This window comes from Bacillus sp. BS3(2021) (assembly GCF_021043345.1).
GTDB classification, from domain to species: domain Bacteria; phylum Bacillota; class Bacilli; order Bacillales; family Bacillaceae; genus Bacillus; species Bacillus paralicheniformis.
This window is the reverse complement of record NZ_JAJNDM010000001.1, coordinates 704,887-721,354: the sequence shown is the minus strand read 5'-3', so window position 1 is coordinate 721,354 and position 16,468 is coordinate 704,887. Positions and strand designations below refer to the sequence as shown.

Here is a 16,468-nt window from a genome sequence, read left to right as displayed (position 1 = left end):
GAAAACGCCTTTATTCAAAGGCGTTTTTTTGTTCGGGCATTTAATAGATCTATCCATTGACGCCATTCGCATCTGCAAGACTAAAGGCATGATGCCCGAACAGATCCGGGTTCATTCCTATCAAATTCTTTCTGTCAAGAAACAACGCGTTCCTCAGAGCTGTCCAAAAAGATGTCTTCAAGCGACGGTTCATCGACGTGAATTCTGTAGATTCCCACTTTGCAGTTCGTTAATACTCTGACAATGGCGGGAATTTTTTCTTCTGAATTGACGGTGATCGAAATCTCGTGGTGATTGAATTGAACGTTTTCACCAGCTGACTCAAGAAAACGGTCGATCAGGCCGAAATGCTGATCGGGAATAGTCGAATGGCGAATGTGAACGCTTATGTTCGACATGAAATGCCTCCTTAATTCATCGAGCGTGCCTTCTATTAAAATGCGGCCGTTTTTCATGATGGCGATTCGCGTACAGATTTTCTCTATCTCATGCAGGTTGTGTGATGTCATAAATACCGTCTTACCTTCTTTTTGCAAATCCATAATCAGCTTTTGAATGTGCAGGGCCGATTCGGCATCGACACCTGATGTCGGTTCATCCAAAAAGATGAGCTCGGGGTCGTGGATGATCGCCTGGGCGATGCCGAGCTTTTTTTTCATACCGAATGAATAGGCGCCCGATTTTTTTTCAGCATGCTCAGTGAACCCAACTCTCTCTAAGACTTCTTCGCACCGCTCAGTCGATACGGCTTGTCCGTTCAGCTTTGCAAAATACTTCAAATGCCCGACTGCTGTCATTGAATCATAGAGGGTCAAATAATCAGGTAAAACGCCGATGCGATGCTTGACGTTTTCAATCGAAGCATCATTTAACAGCAGAAAACTGCCGGCTGTCGGCTCGATAATGCCTGTGATCATATTCATGAACGTAGATTTCCCCGCACCGTTACGGCCGAGGAAACCGTAAATCTCTCCTTTTTCGACTTGGAGGTCGACATGATTGACGACGGTTTTAGCCCCGTAGCTTTTCATCAGCCCTTTTGCCTCGATCACCACATCCATTATAAATCTCTCCTTTTAAACAAAACGATCGCACCGCAAAGAACGATGGCCGCGTAGACAAAGTTGATGAAAACAAAAGAACCGCCCAGCACGGAGTAATAGTACGGTGTTAAATATTTAAACCAGGTGATCATGCCGTTCTCTGAATAAACAGTCCATAAGCTGACCGCGGGAAAGACGAGCGCAAACACGATTCCGAAAAACATGGACATGGCGGGCCTTGAAATCACGATTGAAAATAAAAGGTTCAAAGAGATTGCAGCTGTAAGAAACGCCATGCTGTCTGCATAACTCATCCATAAAAACTCTTTTGAGGCGATCATCACCAAGGTGTACGAAACGAGCATGCAGAAAAACCAAAACAGCCAGACGCCAAAAAACTTTCCCAGAATGATCTTGATCCGCGACGTTTTCGTCACAAGAAATCTGACCGTCCGGGCATGGACTTCGCGGTTGATCATGTCATGAGAAAGTCCAGCGATAAACAGGAAACCGAGAGCGAAAACAATAACGGCCGTTCCGATTGCGTTTGCATCGCTTCCTAAATCCAATTCGCGCACGAAGTCCGCAGGCGCCTGTTCGATCAATCCTGCAGTCTTATAGCTCACCCAAAACATAATAATAATGACAATAATCGACTTGATGCTTTTAAAAAGACTGATAAATTCATTCAGACATACCGCCCGCATACGAGTCACTCCTTCACTATTCTCCATTATAGTGAGTGAACATTATCGGGAAATAATCTTATCCTTAACATTACCTTAAATTTTAATAGGCTATTTCTTACAGGGGTGTTTCCGAGAATCATAAATGAGATGCAAGTGGCTTGAACCAGCGGCAGAAATGGGGATACAGAGCCGGAAAACTGATAAAAATACCATTTTAATATAACAAGTTCCGCTATTTTATAACCGGCCAAAAAAGTGGAATGATGCGGAAAATCGGGATATGCCGGAATTGTCATATCGCTAAATAAAAAAAGATTAGCTCTGCATGAGGCTAATCTTTTTGTTATCGTCTAATTACCGGTCAGTCACGACAATATATGCCGCTTTTACCGGGCCGTGGACACCGACTACAAGGTCCATTTCGATGTCGGCTGAATTGCTCGGTCCAGTGACATAGTTGATGCAGGACGGGATGACGTCGCCGTCTGCAACCTTTTGTTTGATCATTGCGCTTGCCTGTGTCATCCGCGGGACGATGGTGCTTTTCGGGACGATCGCGATATATGTCGTCGGCAGCAAGCTGACAGATCGTCCTTTGTCTTTTGAACTGAAGAGGACGACCGTTCCGGATTCAGCAAGCGTGATCTCGCTGAATGTCACGCCGATGTTAGCCTGTTCGGCCCGCTGGATATTTTCATCTCCGGCCGCTGCATTCCATTCCCACACTTTTGTCCCCTCATTCGGCCACTTGTCTGTTAACAGGCCTGACAGTCCGTACTCTTTAAAACGGTCATCTTTCGGAATGATGACAGGCCCGCCTCCAAATCGTGATGCTTGTTCATACAAGGCATCATGCAAGCCGATAATATCCGTTTCAATCAGCTCCGTATGAATCTTCCGGCAGTGGTCCTTTAAGACGCCGACAAGCTCATCCTGTGTATAGCCTTGATATACCCGGTGCTGCGGCTGATACGTATAATCGGGAACGGTGACACCTGCCGAACGCCTGTTGCGGCCGAGCCTTTCCGCAATCCGGTTTAAAAAGCCGTCTTTATTTTGGATTGTTCCGTTTGTCATCTGTCTTCCCCTTTCTCTTTCCGTCTGTCCTCAAACCAGTCGCGGAACCTTGACTTGTTCGGCGCGGGGAAGTCGCGAATCTGGGTCCACTGTTTTAACGGACCCGGTCCCTTCGTTATTTTGCCGTCTTCGTTAAACGGCTTCATGGCTGCCGGCGCCCATTTGGAGCCCATTTTATATAGAGATGGCGCAGAAGTTCCCAAGCCGAACGCTTTCATCGCGAGCTTCTCGGATATCGGTGCGCGCCCTTCTTTTTCAACGATGCGCTGCCGGTGCTTCAGAAGCAGTTCGTGAAGCGGGATTTTTACCGGACATGCTTCAGAGCATGCCGCACATAACGAAGAGGCGTACGGCAGTTCTTTATAATCGTCATATCCGCCGAGCAGCGGCGACAATACGGCTCCGATCGGGCCTGAATAGATCGAACCGTAAGAATGCCCGCCGACATGGCGGTATACGGGACAAACATTGATGCAGGCCGCACAGCGGATGCATTGGAGGACGGATTGAAACTCCGTTCCGAGAATGTTCGAACGCCCGTTGTCAATGATGACGAGGTGAAACTCTTCGGGTCCGTCCGCTTCACCGGGCAGCCGCGGCCCTGTCAGCGCCGTGATATAGCTTGTCAGCCGCTGTCCAACCGCGCTTCTTGTGAGCATGCCGACGAGAACCTCAAACTCGTCGAATGAAGGGACGATCCGCTCCATCCCCATCACGGTAATCTGCGTCTTCGGAACGGTCGTGACGAGACGTCCGTTTCCCTCGTTTGTGACAAGGCTGACAGACCCCGTATCGGCAATCGCAAAATTGCAGCCCGTAATGCCGATGTCAGCCTCGAGAAATTTCTTTCTGAGCACGGCGCGCGCATGCATGACAAGCTCTTCCGGCTTTTCGGTGTTGCGGTAGCCGATCCGCTCTTTGAAGACGTCGCGGATTTGCTCTTTGTTTTTATGCAAAGCAGGTGCGACGATATGTGACGGCGGATCATGATCATCGATTTGGAGGATGTATTCGCCCAAATCGGTTTCGACCACTTCGCAGCCGTCGCGTTCAAGCGCCTCGTTCATGTTGATTTCTTCGGTCACCATTGATTTTGATTTCACGATTTTTTTGCCGTTTTTCTTTTTCACGACATCGCGGATATAGCCTGTCGCTTCTTCAGCCGTCTGTGCAAAGAATACGTGCCCGCCTTTTTTGGCGACATTTTCGGCGAGCTGTTCTAGGTAGTAGTCCAGGTTTTCGAGCACGTGCTGCCTGATTTCCTCGGCCTGAGACCGCCATTCTTCCCAGTTCCCGAGCTCTTCCGCCGCCTCAAGACGGCGCGCTCTCAAGCGCTCCTGCGCACTTGAAACAGCCCCCCTCATAAACTCGTTTTCGAGCCCGTCTGATACGCGCTCTTTAAATTTCTGCGTTCCGATCTTCATTGCCATAACGAATGTCCCCCTCTATCTGTGAAATGACCGGATGTCTGTTTATCTGCTGTTCAGCACTTCTGCGATGTGCATGACTTCAATCGGCTTGTTCTTTCTCCCGATCCGTCCGCCGATATTCATCAAGCAGCCGCAGTCCGCCCCGATTAACACATCTGCGGCGGTTTCTTCGACACACGCCACTTTCTCATCGACCATCTGTTCGGATATTTGCGACATCTTCACCGAAAAAGTCCCCCCGAATCCGCAGCAGTCGTGTTTGCGCGGCAGCGGCGTGAACTCCAGTCCCTTCACATGCCGAAGGAGCTTCATCGGCGCGTCTGTGACGCCCAAAAGCCTTGTCATATGGCATGACGTATGATAAGTCGCCTTTTTCTCAAGTGTCGCCCCAACGTCTTCAACCTTCAAAACGTTGACGATAAAATCGGTCAGCTCATACGTTTTGTCAGCCAGCCGCTGCGCTTTTTCCGCCCAGGCCGGCTCATCCCGGAAAAGGTGCGGATACTCTTTGAACATAAAAGCGCACGATCCTGAAGGGCTGACGACGTATTCGGCTGATTCAAATGTCTCAATCATCCGTCTCATCGTTTTTTTGGAATCTTTGACATAGCCGCTGTTGTACGCAGGCTGGCCGCAGCAGATCTGCCCTTCGGGAAAATCCACTTCACATCCGAGCCGCTCAAGCAGTTCAACCGTCGCTTTTCCGACATTTGACTGAAACATGTCAACCAAACACGTGATAAACAGTGATACTTTCATCTTGATCCCCTCTCCAACCCGATAAATCAGGTCATCTGATGACTTGGTTAGAAAACCCTCTTTCTCCATCTTACACCTTGGTAAAATTTTTTGAAAGGGGTTTCTTTTTCGTTTTCACTCGGGCCGCTGCTTATATGGCCGGCTCGTCGGCCTGTTTCGTTTCTTCAAAATATGAGGCCAGCACATTTTCCACATTCGTCAGATGATTGTGCATCGCCTGTTCTGCTTTTTGGCCGTCTTTTTCCATCACAGCCTGATAGATGGCATCGTGTTCCTCATAAAGGCGCTTAACGGTTGTGTTCTTCGAGAACAGCCAAATTTTGCGCGTCTCCCTCATCGTCTCAATTAAGAGTGATGACACATGATTCATCAAGCCTTTCAGCAGATCGTTTTGCGAGGCGCCGGCAAGCGCAAGATGAAACGCGAGGTCGGCTTTTTCGCCAAGTTCGCCGTTCCCATCCGCCTGCTTCATATCCTCAAGTGCGGCCTGCATGCGCCCGAGATCTTCTTCTGTGCGTTTTTGAGCCGCACTTGAAACAGCTCCGATTTCAAGAATCTTACGGACTTCGAGCAGTTCAGCGACGTCTTTCTTTTTCATCAAAAGCGCAGCCGAAAGGGGGATGGAAATTTGCTCAGGCTCAAACCTTTTCACATACGTTCCTTCCCCCTGCTTCATTTCGACCATCCCCATCGCTTTTAACGCAGACAGCGCTTCCCTGACGGCCGAACGGCTGACCTGAAAGCTTTCGGCGAGCGCCTGAACGGAGTCAAGCTTATCACCTGGCTCAAGCTCTCCGCTTTTAATCGATTCAAGAAGCGCTTCTGCGACTTCTTCGTATATTTTTTTCGTCTTGATTTGTTTGTATTTCAACTTTTTTCACCTCGTAACCAGACTGGGCATGATGCGCTATTTTTTATTATACCGTTCTTTCCGTCCAGAACATATAGACTTCGGCTCCATGCAAAAAAAGATTGTAATTTATGACATTGAGAAATATAATGCTAAATGATCAGTCTTATCATCATGTCATCAGATGACTGAGTGAGACTTTGAACAAAGGGGGAATTGGAGATGGGATGGACGCAAGATTATACTCCGCTGGGGAACAGTTTGCTGCTCTCTTCGCTTGCAGCGCTTATACCGATTTTGTATTTTTTCTGGGCTCTGGCAATCAAAAGAATGAAAGGGCATACAGCGGGTGTGTCGACTTTGCTGATTGCGCTCGCGCTGGCCGTTTTCGTATACGGCATGCCCGCTCATCAGGCTGTGATGTCGGCTTCACAAGGGGCGGTTTACGGGCTGCTTCCGATCGGCTGGATCATTGTGACTTCCGTTTTTTTGTACAAGCTTACAGTCAAAACCGGCCAATTTGAAATCATCAGGAGCTCGGTATTATCGATCACAGATGACCGCCGTTTGCAAGCACTTTTGATAGCGTTTTCATTCGGGGCGTTTTTAGAAGGAGCGGCAGGCTTCGGCGCCCCTGTCGCAATCTCGGCCGCATTGCTTGTCGGCCTCGGCTTCAATCCGTTGTACGCGGCGGGCATATGCCTGATCGCTAACACGGCGCCTGTCGCTTTCGGAGCGATCGGCATTCCGATTATCGCGGTTGAAGGGCCGACGGGGATTCCTGCGATGGACATTTCAAAAATGGTCGGACGCCAGCTCCCGTTTTTATCTGTATTTATTCCGTTTTATTTGATTATCATCATGAGCGGCTTGAAAAGGGCTTGGGAAGTGCTGCCGGCGATTCTCGTGTCGGGTGTCTCTTTTGCCGTTACACAGTATGTAAGCTCAAACTTTCTGGGGCCTGAGCTCCCGGATATTTTGTCAGCCATCGTATCGCTTATCGCGCTCGCTGTATTCTTAAAATTTTGGAAACCGAAAACGATATTCAGATTTTCACATGAAAAGGAAATGGCCGCTGCCGCGGAGGCGCAGCAGCTTGAACATCAAAAGGCCTCATACTCGGCTGGGCAGATTTTCAAGGCGTGGACACCGTTTTTGCTGCTCACGGCAATGGTCTCCATCTGGGGAATTCCAGCTGTCAAACAGGCGCTGACAGGCCATTACGAAGGGTCAAATCCATTGCTGCTGTTCATTAGTGATATCGGCGGCAGGCTGACGTTCGCGCCCGGTGTGCCTTTTTTGCACAATCAAATTCTCGATGGCTCCGGAAAACCGCTTGAAGCTCTTTATAAACTTGATCTCGCCGGATCTGCGGGAACGGCGATCCTGATTGCCGCCGTACTGACAAAGTTTGTCACAGGCATGCCTTGGAAAGAATGGGGCGCCGTGTTTACAGAATCGCTGAAAGAACTCGGCAAGCCGATATTAACGATCGCTTCCGTTGTCGGTTTTGCCTATGTCACCAACTCTTCGGGCATGAGCACAACACTTGGCATGTCCCTTGCGATGACGGGTTCAATGTTCGCATTCTTTTCTCCCGTTCTCGGCTGGCTCGGCGTCTTTATAACCGGTTCAGATACGTCGGCCAATTTGCTGTTCGGCAGTCTGCAAAAAGTGACGGCACAGTCGGTCGGAATGGAGCCGGTGCTGTCTGTGGCGGCCAACTCTTCGGGCGGCGTCACCGGAAAGATGATCTCTCCGCAGTCGATTGCTGTCGCCTGCGCAGCCGTCGGACTGGCAGGAAAGGAATCCGATTTGCTGCGCTTTACACTGAAACACAGCCTGTTTCTTCTGTTCCTGGTTTGCATGATCACGTTCCTGCAGCATCACCTGTTTGCGTGGATGATCCCGTAAAAAAGCCGCCGGCGTTCGTGCCGGACGGCTTCTTTATTGATATCTCTTTCTGACAGACGAAGGCAGTATATTAAGCTGATCGCGGTATTTGGCGACGGTCCGCCTCGATATGACGATGCCGTGCTTTTCGTTTAAAAGGTCGGCCAGCTTCTGATCTGAAAGCGGTTTCATTTTATTTTCTTCATCGATCAGCCGACGAAGATGCGCTTTGACTGTGTGACTTGACGTATGTCCGTCAGCGGCATCCTTTACCTTCGCCGAAAAAAACCGTTTAAGCTCGCACAGCTCAAAAGGCGTCTGCACGATTTTCCCTTTGACTGCACGGCTTACTGTTGATTCGTGAACCCCGAGGGCATCGGCGACTTCTTTTAATGTGAGCGGCTTCAGTTCATCTTTCCCTTTTAAAAAATAATCTTTTTGACGCACCATAATTTCCGCCATCACCCTCCGCATCGTTTCCCGTCTTTGCCTGAGGGCATTGTCGAGCCATTTCCACTGCTTGAACTTATCAGAGATATAAACGGTCGCCTCGTCTTTTGACTGGCGCTGCAAAAACGGCTCGTAAAACGCGTTAAGCTGGATATCGGGAAAAGAACGGCTGCTGAGCTCAAGCACCAATTTTCCATCCTCGGCTGAAATGATGACATCAGGCTCGATATAGACTCCGCCTTCATCCGTGCCATACATCAATCCGGGACGCGGCGACAGCTCTGCAACAAGATCTTGTATGTCCTGAAGCTCTGAGAGCGAAAGGCCCGCTCTCTCAGACAGCTCTTTCCATCCTTTTTTGGCAAACAGGTCAAAGTATAGGGAAATAACTTTTTCCGCTTTTGCCGTCTCCTTTGGCAGACGCTTTAATTGGATCAGGATGCATTCCTGAAGCGACCGCGCTCCGATGCCTGCCGGATCAAGAGTCTGCAGCTTGCCCAAGACTTCTTCCACTTCTTCTCTGGTGACAGCCAGCTCGGAAGCGATAAAGGCGATGTCTTCTGTCACATATCCGTTTCGATCAAGGGATTCGACCAGGTAGCTGAAAATCCGCTTTTCCCGGTTTGACAGCCGGAGATCGAGCGCCTGCTGTTTCAAGACGCTTTTGATATCTTCACGGGAATGCGCCGTCTCAGAGCGGCTCATTCCTTCATTTTGCAAATGACGATTCGTTTTATGGTAAAATGATCGGGGAATATCGGGGTCTTTTCGTTCGATCAGGGGGTTTTCCAATGAGAGTTCGTCAATCCGGCTGTTCAGCTCGGCCGACGAATACTGAAGCATATGAATGGCTTGGGCAAGCCCTTGCGTCAAGTGAAGTTTTGCCGTTTGCTGCTGCTGTACATGCAAGTTCATCATATCTCCCCTCCCACTATTAGTTTACACGATCGGTTCCGTACCGTATAGACTTAAAAAAGGAGTGTTACCATTGACAGAACTTTTCTCTGTGCCCTATTTCATAGAAAATTTTAAAACCCATATTGAAATGCATCCAAATGAGGATAAAATTCACGCAATGAACAGCTACTACCGTTCAGTCGTGTCAACGCTTGTCCAAGACCAGCTGACAAAAAACGCGGTCGTCTTAAAACGGATTCAGCATTTGGATGAAGCCTACAACAAAGTAAAGCGCGAAGAAGCATAGCAGAAAAACCGCCTGTCATACGTGAACAGGCGGTTTTTCTGCTTCTTCCGGATTGTTTTGAATCAGTTTTGTACTCGGGATATCCTTCATCCATGTGTTGTAGTAATTTGCGTTTTTTCCGTAGGAGTTGTCAATCACGACATTTTCTTTTCCGAGCAGACACGATAAGATGTGGCCGTGCAGCCTTGAAGTAACGACGGATTCATAGCGGTTGAAAAAACGGATTGATTTGTCGACGAGGCTGTCCGAATAGCGTTTCCAATAAGAAGCGATCGGCAGCGGGTTGCCGGCTTTTTTGTTGAGGACATTGATCGTCTGCAAGCGTTTGATTCCGCGTTTGTCGCCTTCTGACAAGATAACGTTCCAATCGTACGTATCCGGCTCCTCTGCTTTTTGCAGGCTGCTGTTTGCTTCTTTGTCGGTTCTGATCAACCGCAGAACGGACTCAGAAGGCTTTTCGGCATGTGCCGCGATCGGCCAGAGCTGGTGAGCCATATCGGGCATCATTCTGATGTTTTTCACCCCTTCGAAATGCTTGAGAGCAAATTCGAAGGATGCCTTTTCCCGCGTGAATAAGTGCAGATCCGGGTGAGCCGCCAAAATGCCGCGCGTTTTTTTTGCATTTTCTTCATGTTCATAATAAATCGACTGCGGCAGAATGACGATCCGGTGGTCCGGGTAATGTTCGACAACCCGTTCCCTGAACTGCTGAAAGTGAGGGTACAAATCGCCGAAATTGCCGCCCCCCTGACAAACGATGATGGCGTCCTTTGGAATGCGGCGGCCCGGAATAAAATTCTCTGCATTCCATCTTTCGCGCACCTTGATGCCGTATGCTTCAAAAAAAGCTTCCGTTCCTTTCATGATCAATAAGTCCCCGACGTTTCCATAGAGCGGGTAGTCCAAGTAAACGACTGATGAATGTCTTGGGATGACATCCAAAATTTCTGCCAGCTTATGCTTTAAGCTGTCCATGGAATATGTAATCGCCATGTTTAGCACCTCATTTATATTTAATCCGGTCGGCCACGATTTGAATCACCCGGTCCTGCTCTTTTCGCGTCATACTTGATCCTGACGGCAGGCAGAGCCCGCGCTGAAATAAGTCGCAGCAGACAGAGCCTTGGTCATCGTGCGGATAAAAGGCCGCTCCTTTAAAAAGGGGCTGTCTGTGCAACGGCTTCCATAACGGCCGGGCTTCAATGTTTTCATTTGCGAGCTGTTCAATGATGTCCGCCGGTGTTGTTTGAATCTTTGCTGTATCAAACGTTAATGTCGTGAGCCAGCGGTTTGACATGCCGGCTTCAGGCATGAATTCTATACCTTCGATACCGGCGAGCGCCTCCTGATAGCGCTCGAAGATCGCCCGTCTGGCGTGTACCCTGTCATCCAGGACGGCGAGCTGAGCGATGCCGATTCCGGCCAGGACATTGCTCATCCGGTAATTGTAGCCCGCTTTTTCGTGCTGATAATGAATGGCGGGCTCGCGCGCCTGAGTGGCTAAAAAGCGCGCCTTCTTCAAAGCGTCTTCATCATCGCTGACAAGCATTCCTCCACCTGATGTGGTGATGATTTTGTTGCCGTTGAACGAATAAATGCCGAAGCGTCCGAAGGTTCCGCTTTTTCTGCCCTTATAAACAGAACCTAGCGATTCGGCCGCATCTTCAATAACAGGGACGGCAAATCGATCGCAAATCGCGATAATCTCGTCCATTTTCGCGCTTTGGCCATACAAGTTGACGACGATGACGGCTTTCGGAAGATTCCTGGCCCGCTCCGCTTCGTCGAGCGCCCGTTCAAGCGCCTCGGGCGACATGTTCCATGTATCCCGTTCAGAATCGATGAAAACCGGCTCAGCCTGCTCATATATAATCGGATTGGCGCTCGCTACAAACGTAAAGGAAGAACAGAAGACCGTATCGCCTTTGCCGACGCCGAGCAATTTCAACGCCAGGTGGATTGCGGCTGTTCCTGAGCTGACTGCCGCGGCACCGGACGTCCTCACATAGGCGGCAAGCTTTTCTTCGAATGTATCGACAAGGGGACCGAGCGGCGCGATCCAGTTTGTCCGAAACGCTTCAGCTACATAGCGCTCTTCGTCTCCGCTCATGTGCGGCGGGGATAAATAAATTCGCTTATTCTGACTCATGTTTTTCACCCTTTTTACTGCTGTGATATTTAATTTTTCTTGCAGGGACTCCGACAGCGGTACAATCATCAGGAATGTCGAGAATGACGGAAGATCCCGCTCCCGTCACGCTCCAGCGGCCGATTGTCTTTCCGGGAATGACCGCCGTTCCCGCTCCGAGATGAGCGCCTTCCATAACTGTCACACCGCCGGTTAACACCGTTCCCGGCGAAAGATGAACGTAATCGCCGATCCGGTTGTCATGTTCGACGATCACACCTGTGTTGACAATCGTGTGGATGCCGATGTCGGCATCCGCTTGGATAACGCTCGACGCCATGACAACGGCGCCGTTTTGAATCCGGGCCGAACCGCTGATCACGGCGGACGGATGAATCAAAACCGCATACCGGTCAAGCGGAAGGCCGAGACGTTCATACAGCTGCTGTCTGATGCCGTTTTGACCGACAGCTAAGACGAACTTCACGTCCGGATGCAATCGCGCAAGTTCTTCTGCTGCGCTTGAAGGCCCGCGATACAGACCGTTCTCGACATGAAGCTCCGCATACCGGTCATCGAGAATGCCGGCAAGCGCCGTATCAGGCCGTGCTTTTACAAGATCCAGAACGACTTTCCCATGGCCGCCGGCTCCGATGATCACCACATTTTGCATCAGGCATTCCTTCTCCCCGTAAATTTTTCTGCTGTCACATGGCGGTCCTGGCTGACGCCTTCCGACTTCAAGACTTTTACGACAGTCAACAAAAGGATTTTGAGATCAAGCAAAAAAGAACGATGATCCACATACCAGACATCAAGTTCAAACTTTTCCTCCCATGTCACTTTATTTCTCCCGTTGATCTGCGCCCAGCCCGTGATGCCCGGCTTGACTTCATGCCGTCTCCATTGCCGCTTCGTATAGAGGGGAATATACTCCATCAAAAGCGGCCGCGGCCCGACGAGGCTGAGATCTCCTTTGATGACGTTGATCAGCTGCGGCAATTCGTCAAGGCTCGTTTTTCTGATCAGCCGCCCCGTCTTTGTCAGCCGTTTTTCATCGCTTAGCAGATTGCCTGCTTCATCTCTTTCATCAGTCATTGTTCTGAATTTATATAATGTAAAAGGCTCGCCATTCAGCCCCGGACGGGTTTGGCGAAATAAAACAGGCGAGCCGATTTTCCATCTGATGAGGCAAGCTGTCAGGATCATGGCCGGACTGAGCGCGATCAGCAAAATAACCGACAATGCAAGATCGAAAAACCGTTTCGCAAGCACGAAAAACGCACCCCTTTCTTTTATTTAAAAAATCCCTTTTGAAACGGGAAGGATAAAGAGCATCGAAATGCTTGGAGCCTTGTTGTGACAATATGCCGTTCCGCTTTCGTCAACATGACGAAATAGGCAAACAGGCCGTATGTCCCCGTCGCAGCAAGCGCCGTGACAAACAGGGACAGCAGGCTGTCGATTGCAAATAAGTATTGAAGAGCGTAACAGACAGCCAAGGTAAATGAAGCACCGGCAACCGGCCTGTATATACCTTTATAAAAAACCCTTTTTCTTTCACCCGTAATCTTTGACGCATAAATCGGAGTGAAGACGACATTTTTCAGCATTAAAGCTGCCGCACCGGCCAGCGCAATTCCGTAAAGGCCGAGTCCCGCCGGTCCGCTCAGCACGATGGCAAGCAGCAAATTGACAACGCCGAAGGCAACCGTGGTCAGCGCCGGTGTTCTCAGCTTGTTATAGGCGGTAAAAATATAAAAAAGCGGCGCCGGGCTTAATGAAACAACCAAATAACCCGCATGTATCAGTAAAAGCCATTTCAAATGTTCGAATGAAGGGCCAAGCCACAGCGACAGAAACGGGCCGGCAAGCCCGCCCAGAAGCGCAGCCGGCAAAGCGAGCAGAATGCCGTTAATTCTGACGGCCTGGTTGGCATAGCGGACGAGCCCTTCTTTGTAGCCTTTTGAATAATAGAGTGTAATCGTAGGTGAAAATACGGCCGCAAGCGTTCCCGAAAGCGTCCGCAATAACAGCGGAAACTGAATGATCGCGGCGTACATGCCGGATTCGGAAACCCCCAGCATCACATTCGCCACCATTAAATCGATTTGCAGAAACAGCAGGACGCCGACTTGGCTGACGGAGCTCCATCCTCCCGCCTGAAGCAGTTTTTTGCACTTTGCAAACGACATATCCCTCACACGAAACGTAAACCATGGGATCAATTTCTTAAAGAAAAAGATCGACAGGATGCACGCCGAAGCGGTTGCGATAAGAGCGGCGAGCTGAATGTGCCAGATCTTCGGTGCAAACCACGCGAAAATCAACAATACGCTCAAGACGCGAATCAGCATTTGGACGGCCTGGATCGTGCTTGTAATATAGATTTTATTGGCAAAAAACGGACCGGCGGCAAATCCCGACATCACAAAGGTCAATAAAAACAGCAGGCTCCCGATCAAAAGCGCGATCTGCACATCCCCCAAAAGACCGGCGGGAACGCGAATGATCTGATCGATAAAAAACACCGTGCCGCCAAGCGGAAAAAACAAGATGACCGAAAGCACCAGTGATGAAACGATGTAGGTATTCATATAGCCCCTCGCTTCATCAAGCGCCCCCCTGTGGGCGGAAACAGAAAAAAACCGGACAACGACCGCGCTCAAGGCAACCGTAATAATCGAAAAGTAATTGATCATATTCTGCGTGAGATGGACAAACCCAAACGCCTCAACACCGAGGTTCTTGATAACATAAGGCGTCAGCCACATCGAAAACAGCACCGATAATAAAAAAGACGCCACATTGGCGCCGAGATTCAAAATAAATGTCTTATTCAAAAGGCTCATCCCTTACTGGGCAGATTTCGTTTAAAAAACAATTCGAGCAGGATCGGAATATTCAGCTTGCATAGCAATAAAACGAGCCGTTGGCCGATTAAAAGATTGCGGTTGCGGAGAGACGTTGATTTGACGCACGACTGCACCATCCGGTAAGACAAAATGTCTTTAATGTGCCGCCTCACCTGCTTTGAAGGCTTCGGTTCCGCACAGGCATTGGCTAAAAGCATCGGAATTTGATGTTTGCATGTGTACGTTTCCAGATCGTCCGCACATTCATCCAAAAGCTGAAACGTCTCATAGAATCTCCTTTTCGCCCGGTACTGCCTTTTCAGGCTTTCGTCCATGTACGGTTTAAACGGCACCTCCGTCAGGCTATCCGGATTGCACCTGTACATGTAGTAGCCGTCATCGATCGCTCTTACCCGTTTCGCTGCATAAAAGGCGTACAAATTGAACGGCGAATCCTCTGCAAAACGAATGTCTTCAAAAAAGTACAACTGGTTTTTCTTCAGCAGATCGCGCCTGTACAAATTCCGCCACACATACCAGATGAAGCGGGTTTCGTGCGCCTTTTTGAGCTCGCGTTTAATATCCCAGCTCAACAAGAGACGATCGGTCGGCAGCGGCGGCGGGAAATAGGTGTCTTCCGCATCGGAATGTTTATGATACCCGCACATGACGATATCAAGGTCGTCTTTTTTGGCAGCGGCGTACATGTTTTCAAACATGGCAGACAATACAAAATCATCACCGTCGACAAATCCCACATAATCTCCTGTCGCGGCTTGAAGACCGGCATTTCTCGCCGAGCTCAGCCCGCCGTTTTTTTTATGAATCACTTTCACTCTGGCATCCAGGCTGCAGTACTTTCTCGCTATCTCCCCGGATCTGTCAGGAGAGCCGTCATCGACAAGGATGATTTCAATATTTTTCAGCGTCTGCCTGCGCAGGGAATCGACGCATTCTTCTATATAATCTTCGACATTGTACATCGGAACAATGATACTGACAAATGGCTTCATTGGACATCACCCATAATTTTCTGTCTTAAATCTGTGAAATAATGCTCCCTTGACGGAGTCTCACGATACGAATCACCGGTCTTAATCAGCTCTTCAATTGCGCCGAGAACCTCTGCCGCATCGGGATTTTCCACAAGCTTCATCGAAGGAACGCTTTTCAGCCAGCGAAAGCCTTCAAGCACCTTATGATCAAAAGAGCGGATCACAACGCACGGCGTCCCTGTAATCGCACAAAAAATCATGCCGTGCAGCCTGTCTGTCACAACGACCTCCGCACCTCTCAGCTGATCCCAAAGCCGATTCAGCTCCTTCTCGCGGGACATGCGGCTGACCCTCCTGCCGATCGTCGTTGTAAAAGTTTGCACGCCGCCGTATTCGTCGCCGACAGCCTTCATCAGCTTTTCACGCTCTTCCGGTCTGAGAAAGCTTTCTTTATCCTCTCTTAAACAAACCAGCACACCGTCTCTTTCAGACTGCTGTTCTTTCTTTAAATAAAGCACCATATCAGGCTGCTTCACAATCGTTTGCTTCGAAAAATGCTGTTTCATAAATTGATAGGTTGTATCATCGCGCGCCATCATAAACAGCCGGCGATGGGAGTTGTAGACTTTTTTCGCTCTTTTCAGCTCCTTTTTGCCGCGGGGCGTCTCGGAAAAGTGCGCGGTGGCTGGGAGCTGGACAATTTTATAATGCTTGAATGTTTTGATAATAAAGCGCCTCGTCCATTCCTCATTGCGGTACAAATCCCCCATGTTTCCTCCGCCGATGATGAACACCATATCCTCGGGGTGGCGGATGCGGATGAGGGCTTTTGCATGTTTGTAAATATCGTTGATGCCGATTTCAATTAATTCAAAATCGGGAAACTCGTTTTCTATGAATGTCCGGCTTGCCAGGGCAATCGCGTGATCTCCCAAATTATCATGGGACGGAATTAAAGTCAGAATGATTTTTTTCTTGCCTTTGTATTGATCAAAACGCTTCAAACCCGGCGTTCCCATCACATATTCAGAAGGATATTTCACCTTGAGCAAAAGCCATTCTGCAAGATTGATCTTCAGTTCCTGAAAGGTCATT

Annotated in this window: 16 protein-coding genes; 2 read left to right on the top strand and 14 right to left on the bottom strand. The window is 49.3% G+C overall.

Annotation, left to right across the window (positions count from 1 at the left end; all coding sequences use genetic code 11):
* Window positions 1–134: 134 nt before the first annotated feature.
* The 6 genes from LQ247_RS03515 to LQ247_RS03490 form a co-directional block, all read right to left on the bottom strand.
* On the bottom strand, window positions 135–1,061 hold the full coding sequence (locus tag LQ247_RS03515; protein WP_023856326.1) for an ABC transporter ATP-binding protein: 927 nt from the start codon (window positions 1,059–1,061) through the stop codon (window positions 135–137).
* Window positions 1,061–1,750 (bottom strand): ABC transporter permease subunit, encoded by a 690-nt coding sequence (locus LQ247_RS03510; RefSeq protein ID WP_020453011.1) that lies wholly within the window; start codon window positions 1,748–1,750, stop codon window positions 1,061–1,063. Before LQ247_RS03510 ends, LQ247_RS03515 begins: the two co-directional genes overlap by 1 nt.
* Before the next feature lie 336 nt (window positions 1,751–2,086).
* A complete protein-coding gene (locus LQ247_RS03505) occupies window positions 2,087–2,809 on the bottom strand; it encodes a LutC/YkgG family protein (protein WP_025810742.1) in 723 nt (240 codons plus the stop codon).
* Window positions 2,806–4,239, bottom strand: coding sequence for a LutB/LldF family L-lactate oxidation iron-sulfur protein (locus tag LQ247_RS03500; RefSeq protein ID WP_025810741.1), 1,434 nt, complete (start codon window positions 4,237–4,239; stop codon window positions 2,806–2,808). The genes LQ247_RS03505 and LQ247_RS03500 overlap by 4 nt, the downstream gene beginning before the upstream one ends.
* A 42-nt stretch (window positions 4,240–4,281) precedes the next feature.
* Window positions 4,282–4,998 carry a (Fe-S)-binding protein gene (locus tag LQ247_RS03495; RefSeq protein ID WP_231005575.1) on the bottom strand — a complete coding sequence of 239 codons (717 nt, stop codon included), beginning with the start codon at window positions 4,996–4,998 and terminating at the stop codon, window positions 4,282–4,284.
* Window positions 4,999–5,128: 130 nt separating this feature from the next.
* A complete protein-coding gene (locus tag LQ247_RS03490; RefSeq protein WP_020453015.1) occupies window positions 5,129–5,869 on the bottom strand; it encodes a FadR/GntR family transcriptional regulator in 741 nt (246 codons plus the stop codon).
* A 201-nt stretch (window positions 5,870–6,070) separates the two neighbouring features.
* Here LQ247_RS03490 and lutP point away from each other — a divergent pair, with 201 nt between their 5' ends.
* Entirely contained in the window at window positions 6,071–7,762 is a 1,692-nt protein-coding gene (gene lutP, locus LQ247_RS03485) for an L-lactate permease LutP (protein ID WP_020453016.1), read from the top strand.
* A 33-nt stretch (window positions 7,763–7,795) separates the two neighbouring features.
* Here the strand turns inward: lutP and rpoN are convergent, their stop codons facing one another.
* Window positions 7,796–9,106, bottom strand: a complete 1,311-nt coding sequence (rpoN, locus tag LQ247_RS03480) for an RNA polymerase factor sigma-54 (protein WP_026580131.1) — start codon at window positions 9,104–9,106, stop codon at window positions 7,796–7,798.
* 73 nt (window positions 9,107–9,179) lie between these two features.
* On the opposite strand from rpoN, the gene yvfG reads away from it, so the two are divergent.
* Window positions 9,180–9,395, top strand: a complete 216-nt coding sequence (yvfG, locus tag LQ247_RS03475) for a protein YvfG (protein WP_003185491.1) — start codon at window positions 9,180–9,182, stop codon at window positions 9,393–9,395.
* Window positions 9,396–9,410: 15 nt separating this feature from the next.
* On the opposite strand, the gene LQ247_RS03470 is transcribed toward yvfG, so the two are convergent.
* The 7 genes from LQ247_RS03470 to LQ247_RS03440 are packed head-to-tail and all read right to left on the bottom strand — an operon-like array spanning window position 9,411 to window position 16,467.
* On the bottom strand, window positions 9,411–10,388 hold the full coding sequence (locus tag LQ247_RS03470; protein ID WP_035337735.1) for a polysaccharide pyruvyl transferase family protein: 978 nt from the start codon (window positions 10,386–10,388) through the stop codon (window positions 9,411–9,413).
* 10 nt (window positions 10,389–10,398) lie between these two features.
* Window positions 10,399–11,544: a DegT/DnrJ/EryC1/StrS family aminotransferase gene (locus tag LQ247_RS03465; protein ID WP_095292176.1), complete on the bottom strand. Its 1,146-nt coding sequence runs from the start codon at window positions 11,542–11,544 to the stop codon at window positions 10,399–10,401.
* Complete coding sequence (locus tag LQ247_RS03460; protein ID WP_231005574.1) at window positions 11,531–12,196, bottom strand: acetyltransferase; 666 nt, start codon at window positions 12,194–12,196, stop codon at window positions 11,531–11,533. Before LQ247_RS03460 ends, LQ247_RS03465 begins: the two co-directional genes overlap by 14 nt.
* Window positions 12,196–12,798: a sugar transferase gene (locus tag LQ247_RS03455; RefSeq protein ID WP_025810736.1), complete on the bottom strand. Its 603-nt coding sequence runs from the start codon at window positions 12,796–12,798 to the stop codon at window positions 12,196–12,198. Before LQ247_RS03455 ends, LQ247_RS03460 begins: the two co-directional genes overlap by 1 nt.
* A 20-nt stretch (window positions 12,799–12,818) precedes the next feature.
* Window positions 12,819–14,375: an MATE family efflux transporter gene (locus tag LQ247_RS03450; protein ID WP_231005573.1), complete on the bottom strand. Its 1,557-nt coding sequence runs from the start codon at window positions 14,373–14,375 to the stop codon at window positions 12,819–12,821.
* Window positions 14,372–15,391: a glycosyltransferase gene (locus LQ247_RS03445; RefSeq protein WP_020453023.1), complete on the bottom strand. Its 1,020-nt coding sequence runs from the start codon at window positions 15,389–15,391 to the stop codon at window positions 14,372–14,374. The genes LQ247_RS03450 and LQ247_RS03445 overlap by 4 nt, the downstream gene beginning before the upstream one ends.
* Window positions 15,388–16,467, bottom strand: a complete 1,080-nt coding sequence (locus LQ247_RS03440; RefSeq protein WP_025810734.1) for a polysaccharide pyruvyl transferase family protein — start codon at window positions 16,465–16,467, stop codon at window positions 15,388–15,390. Before LQ247_RS03440 ends, LQ247_RS03445 begins: the two co-directional genes overlap by 4 nt.
* Window position 16,468 lies beyond the last annotated feature (1 nt).

Bases quoted from the DNA above. Each gene is read 5' to 3' on its own strand.
- LQ247_RS03515 (WP_023856326.1), bottom strand. From the start codon at position 1,061: ATGGATGTGGTGATCGAGGCAAAAGGGCTGATGAAAAGCTACGGGGCT.
- LQ247_RS03510 (WP_020453011.1), bottom strand. From the start codon at position 1,750: ATGCGGGCGGTATGTCTGAATGAATTTATCAGTCTTTTTAAAAGCATC.
- LQ247_RS03505 (WP_025810742.1), bottom strand. From the start codon at position 2,809: ATGACAAACGGAACAATCCAAAATAAAGACGGCTTTTTAAACCGGATT.
- LQ247_RS03500 (WP_025810741.1), bottom strand. From the start codon at position 4,239: ATGGCAATGAAGATCGGAACGCAGAAATTTAAAGAGCGCGTATCAGAC.
- LQ247_RS03495 (WP_231005575.1), bottom strand. From the start codon at position 4,998: ATGAAAGTATCACTGTTTATCACGTGTTTGGTTGACATGTTTCAGTCA.
- lutP (WP_020453016.1), top strand. From the start codon at position 6,071: ATGGGATGGACGCAAGATTATACTCCGCTGGGGAACAGTTTGCTGCTC.
- rpoN (WP_026580131.1), bottom strand. From the start codon at position 9,106: ATGAACTTGCATGTACAGCAGCAGCAAACGGCAAAACTTCACTTGACG.
- LQ247_RS03470 (WP_035337735.1), bottom strand. From the start codon at position 10,388: ATGGCGATTACATATTCCATGGACAGCTTAAAGCATAAGCTGGCAGAA.
- LQ247_RS03465 (WP_095292176.1), bottom strand. From the start codon at position 11,544: ATGAGTCAGAATAAGCGAATTTATTTATCCCCGCCGCACATGAGCGGA.
- LQ247_RS03460 (WP_231005574.1), bottom strand. From the start codon at position 12,196: ATGCAAAATGTGGTGATCATCGGAGCCGGCGGCCATGGGAAAGTCGTT.
- LQ247_RS03450 (WP_231005573.1), bottom strand. From the start codon at position 14,375: ATGAGCCTTTTGAATAAGACATTTATTTTGAATCTCGGCGCCAATGTG.
- LQ247_RS03445 (WP_020453023.1), bottom strand. From the start codon at position 15,391: ATGAAGCCATTTGTCAGTATCATTGTTCCGATGTACAATGTCGAAGAT.
- LQ247_RS03440 (WP_025810734.1), bottom strand. From the start codon at position 16,467: ATGACCTTTCAGGAACTGAAGATCAATCTTGCAGAATGGCTTTTGCTC.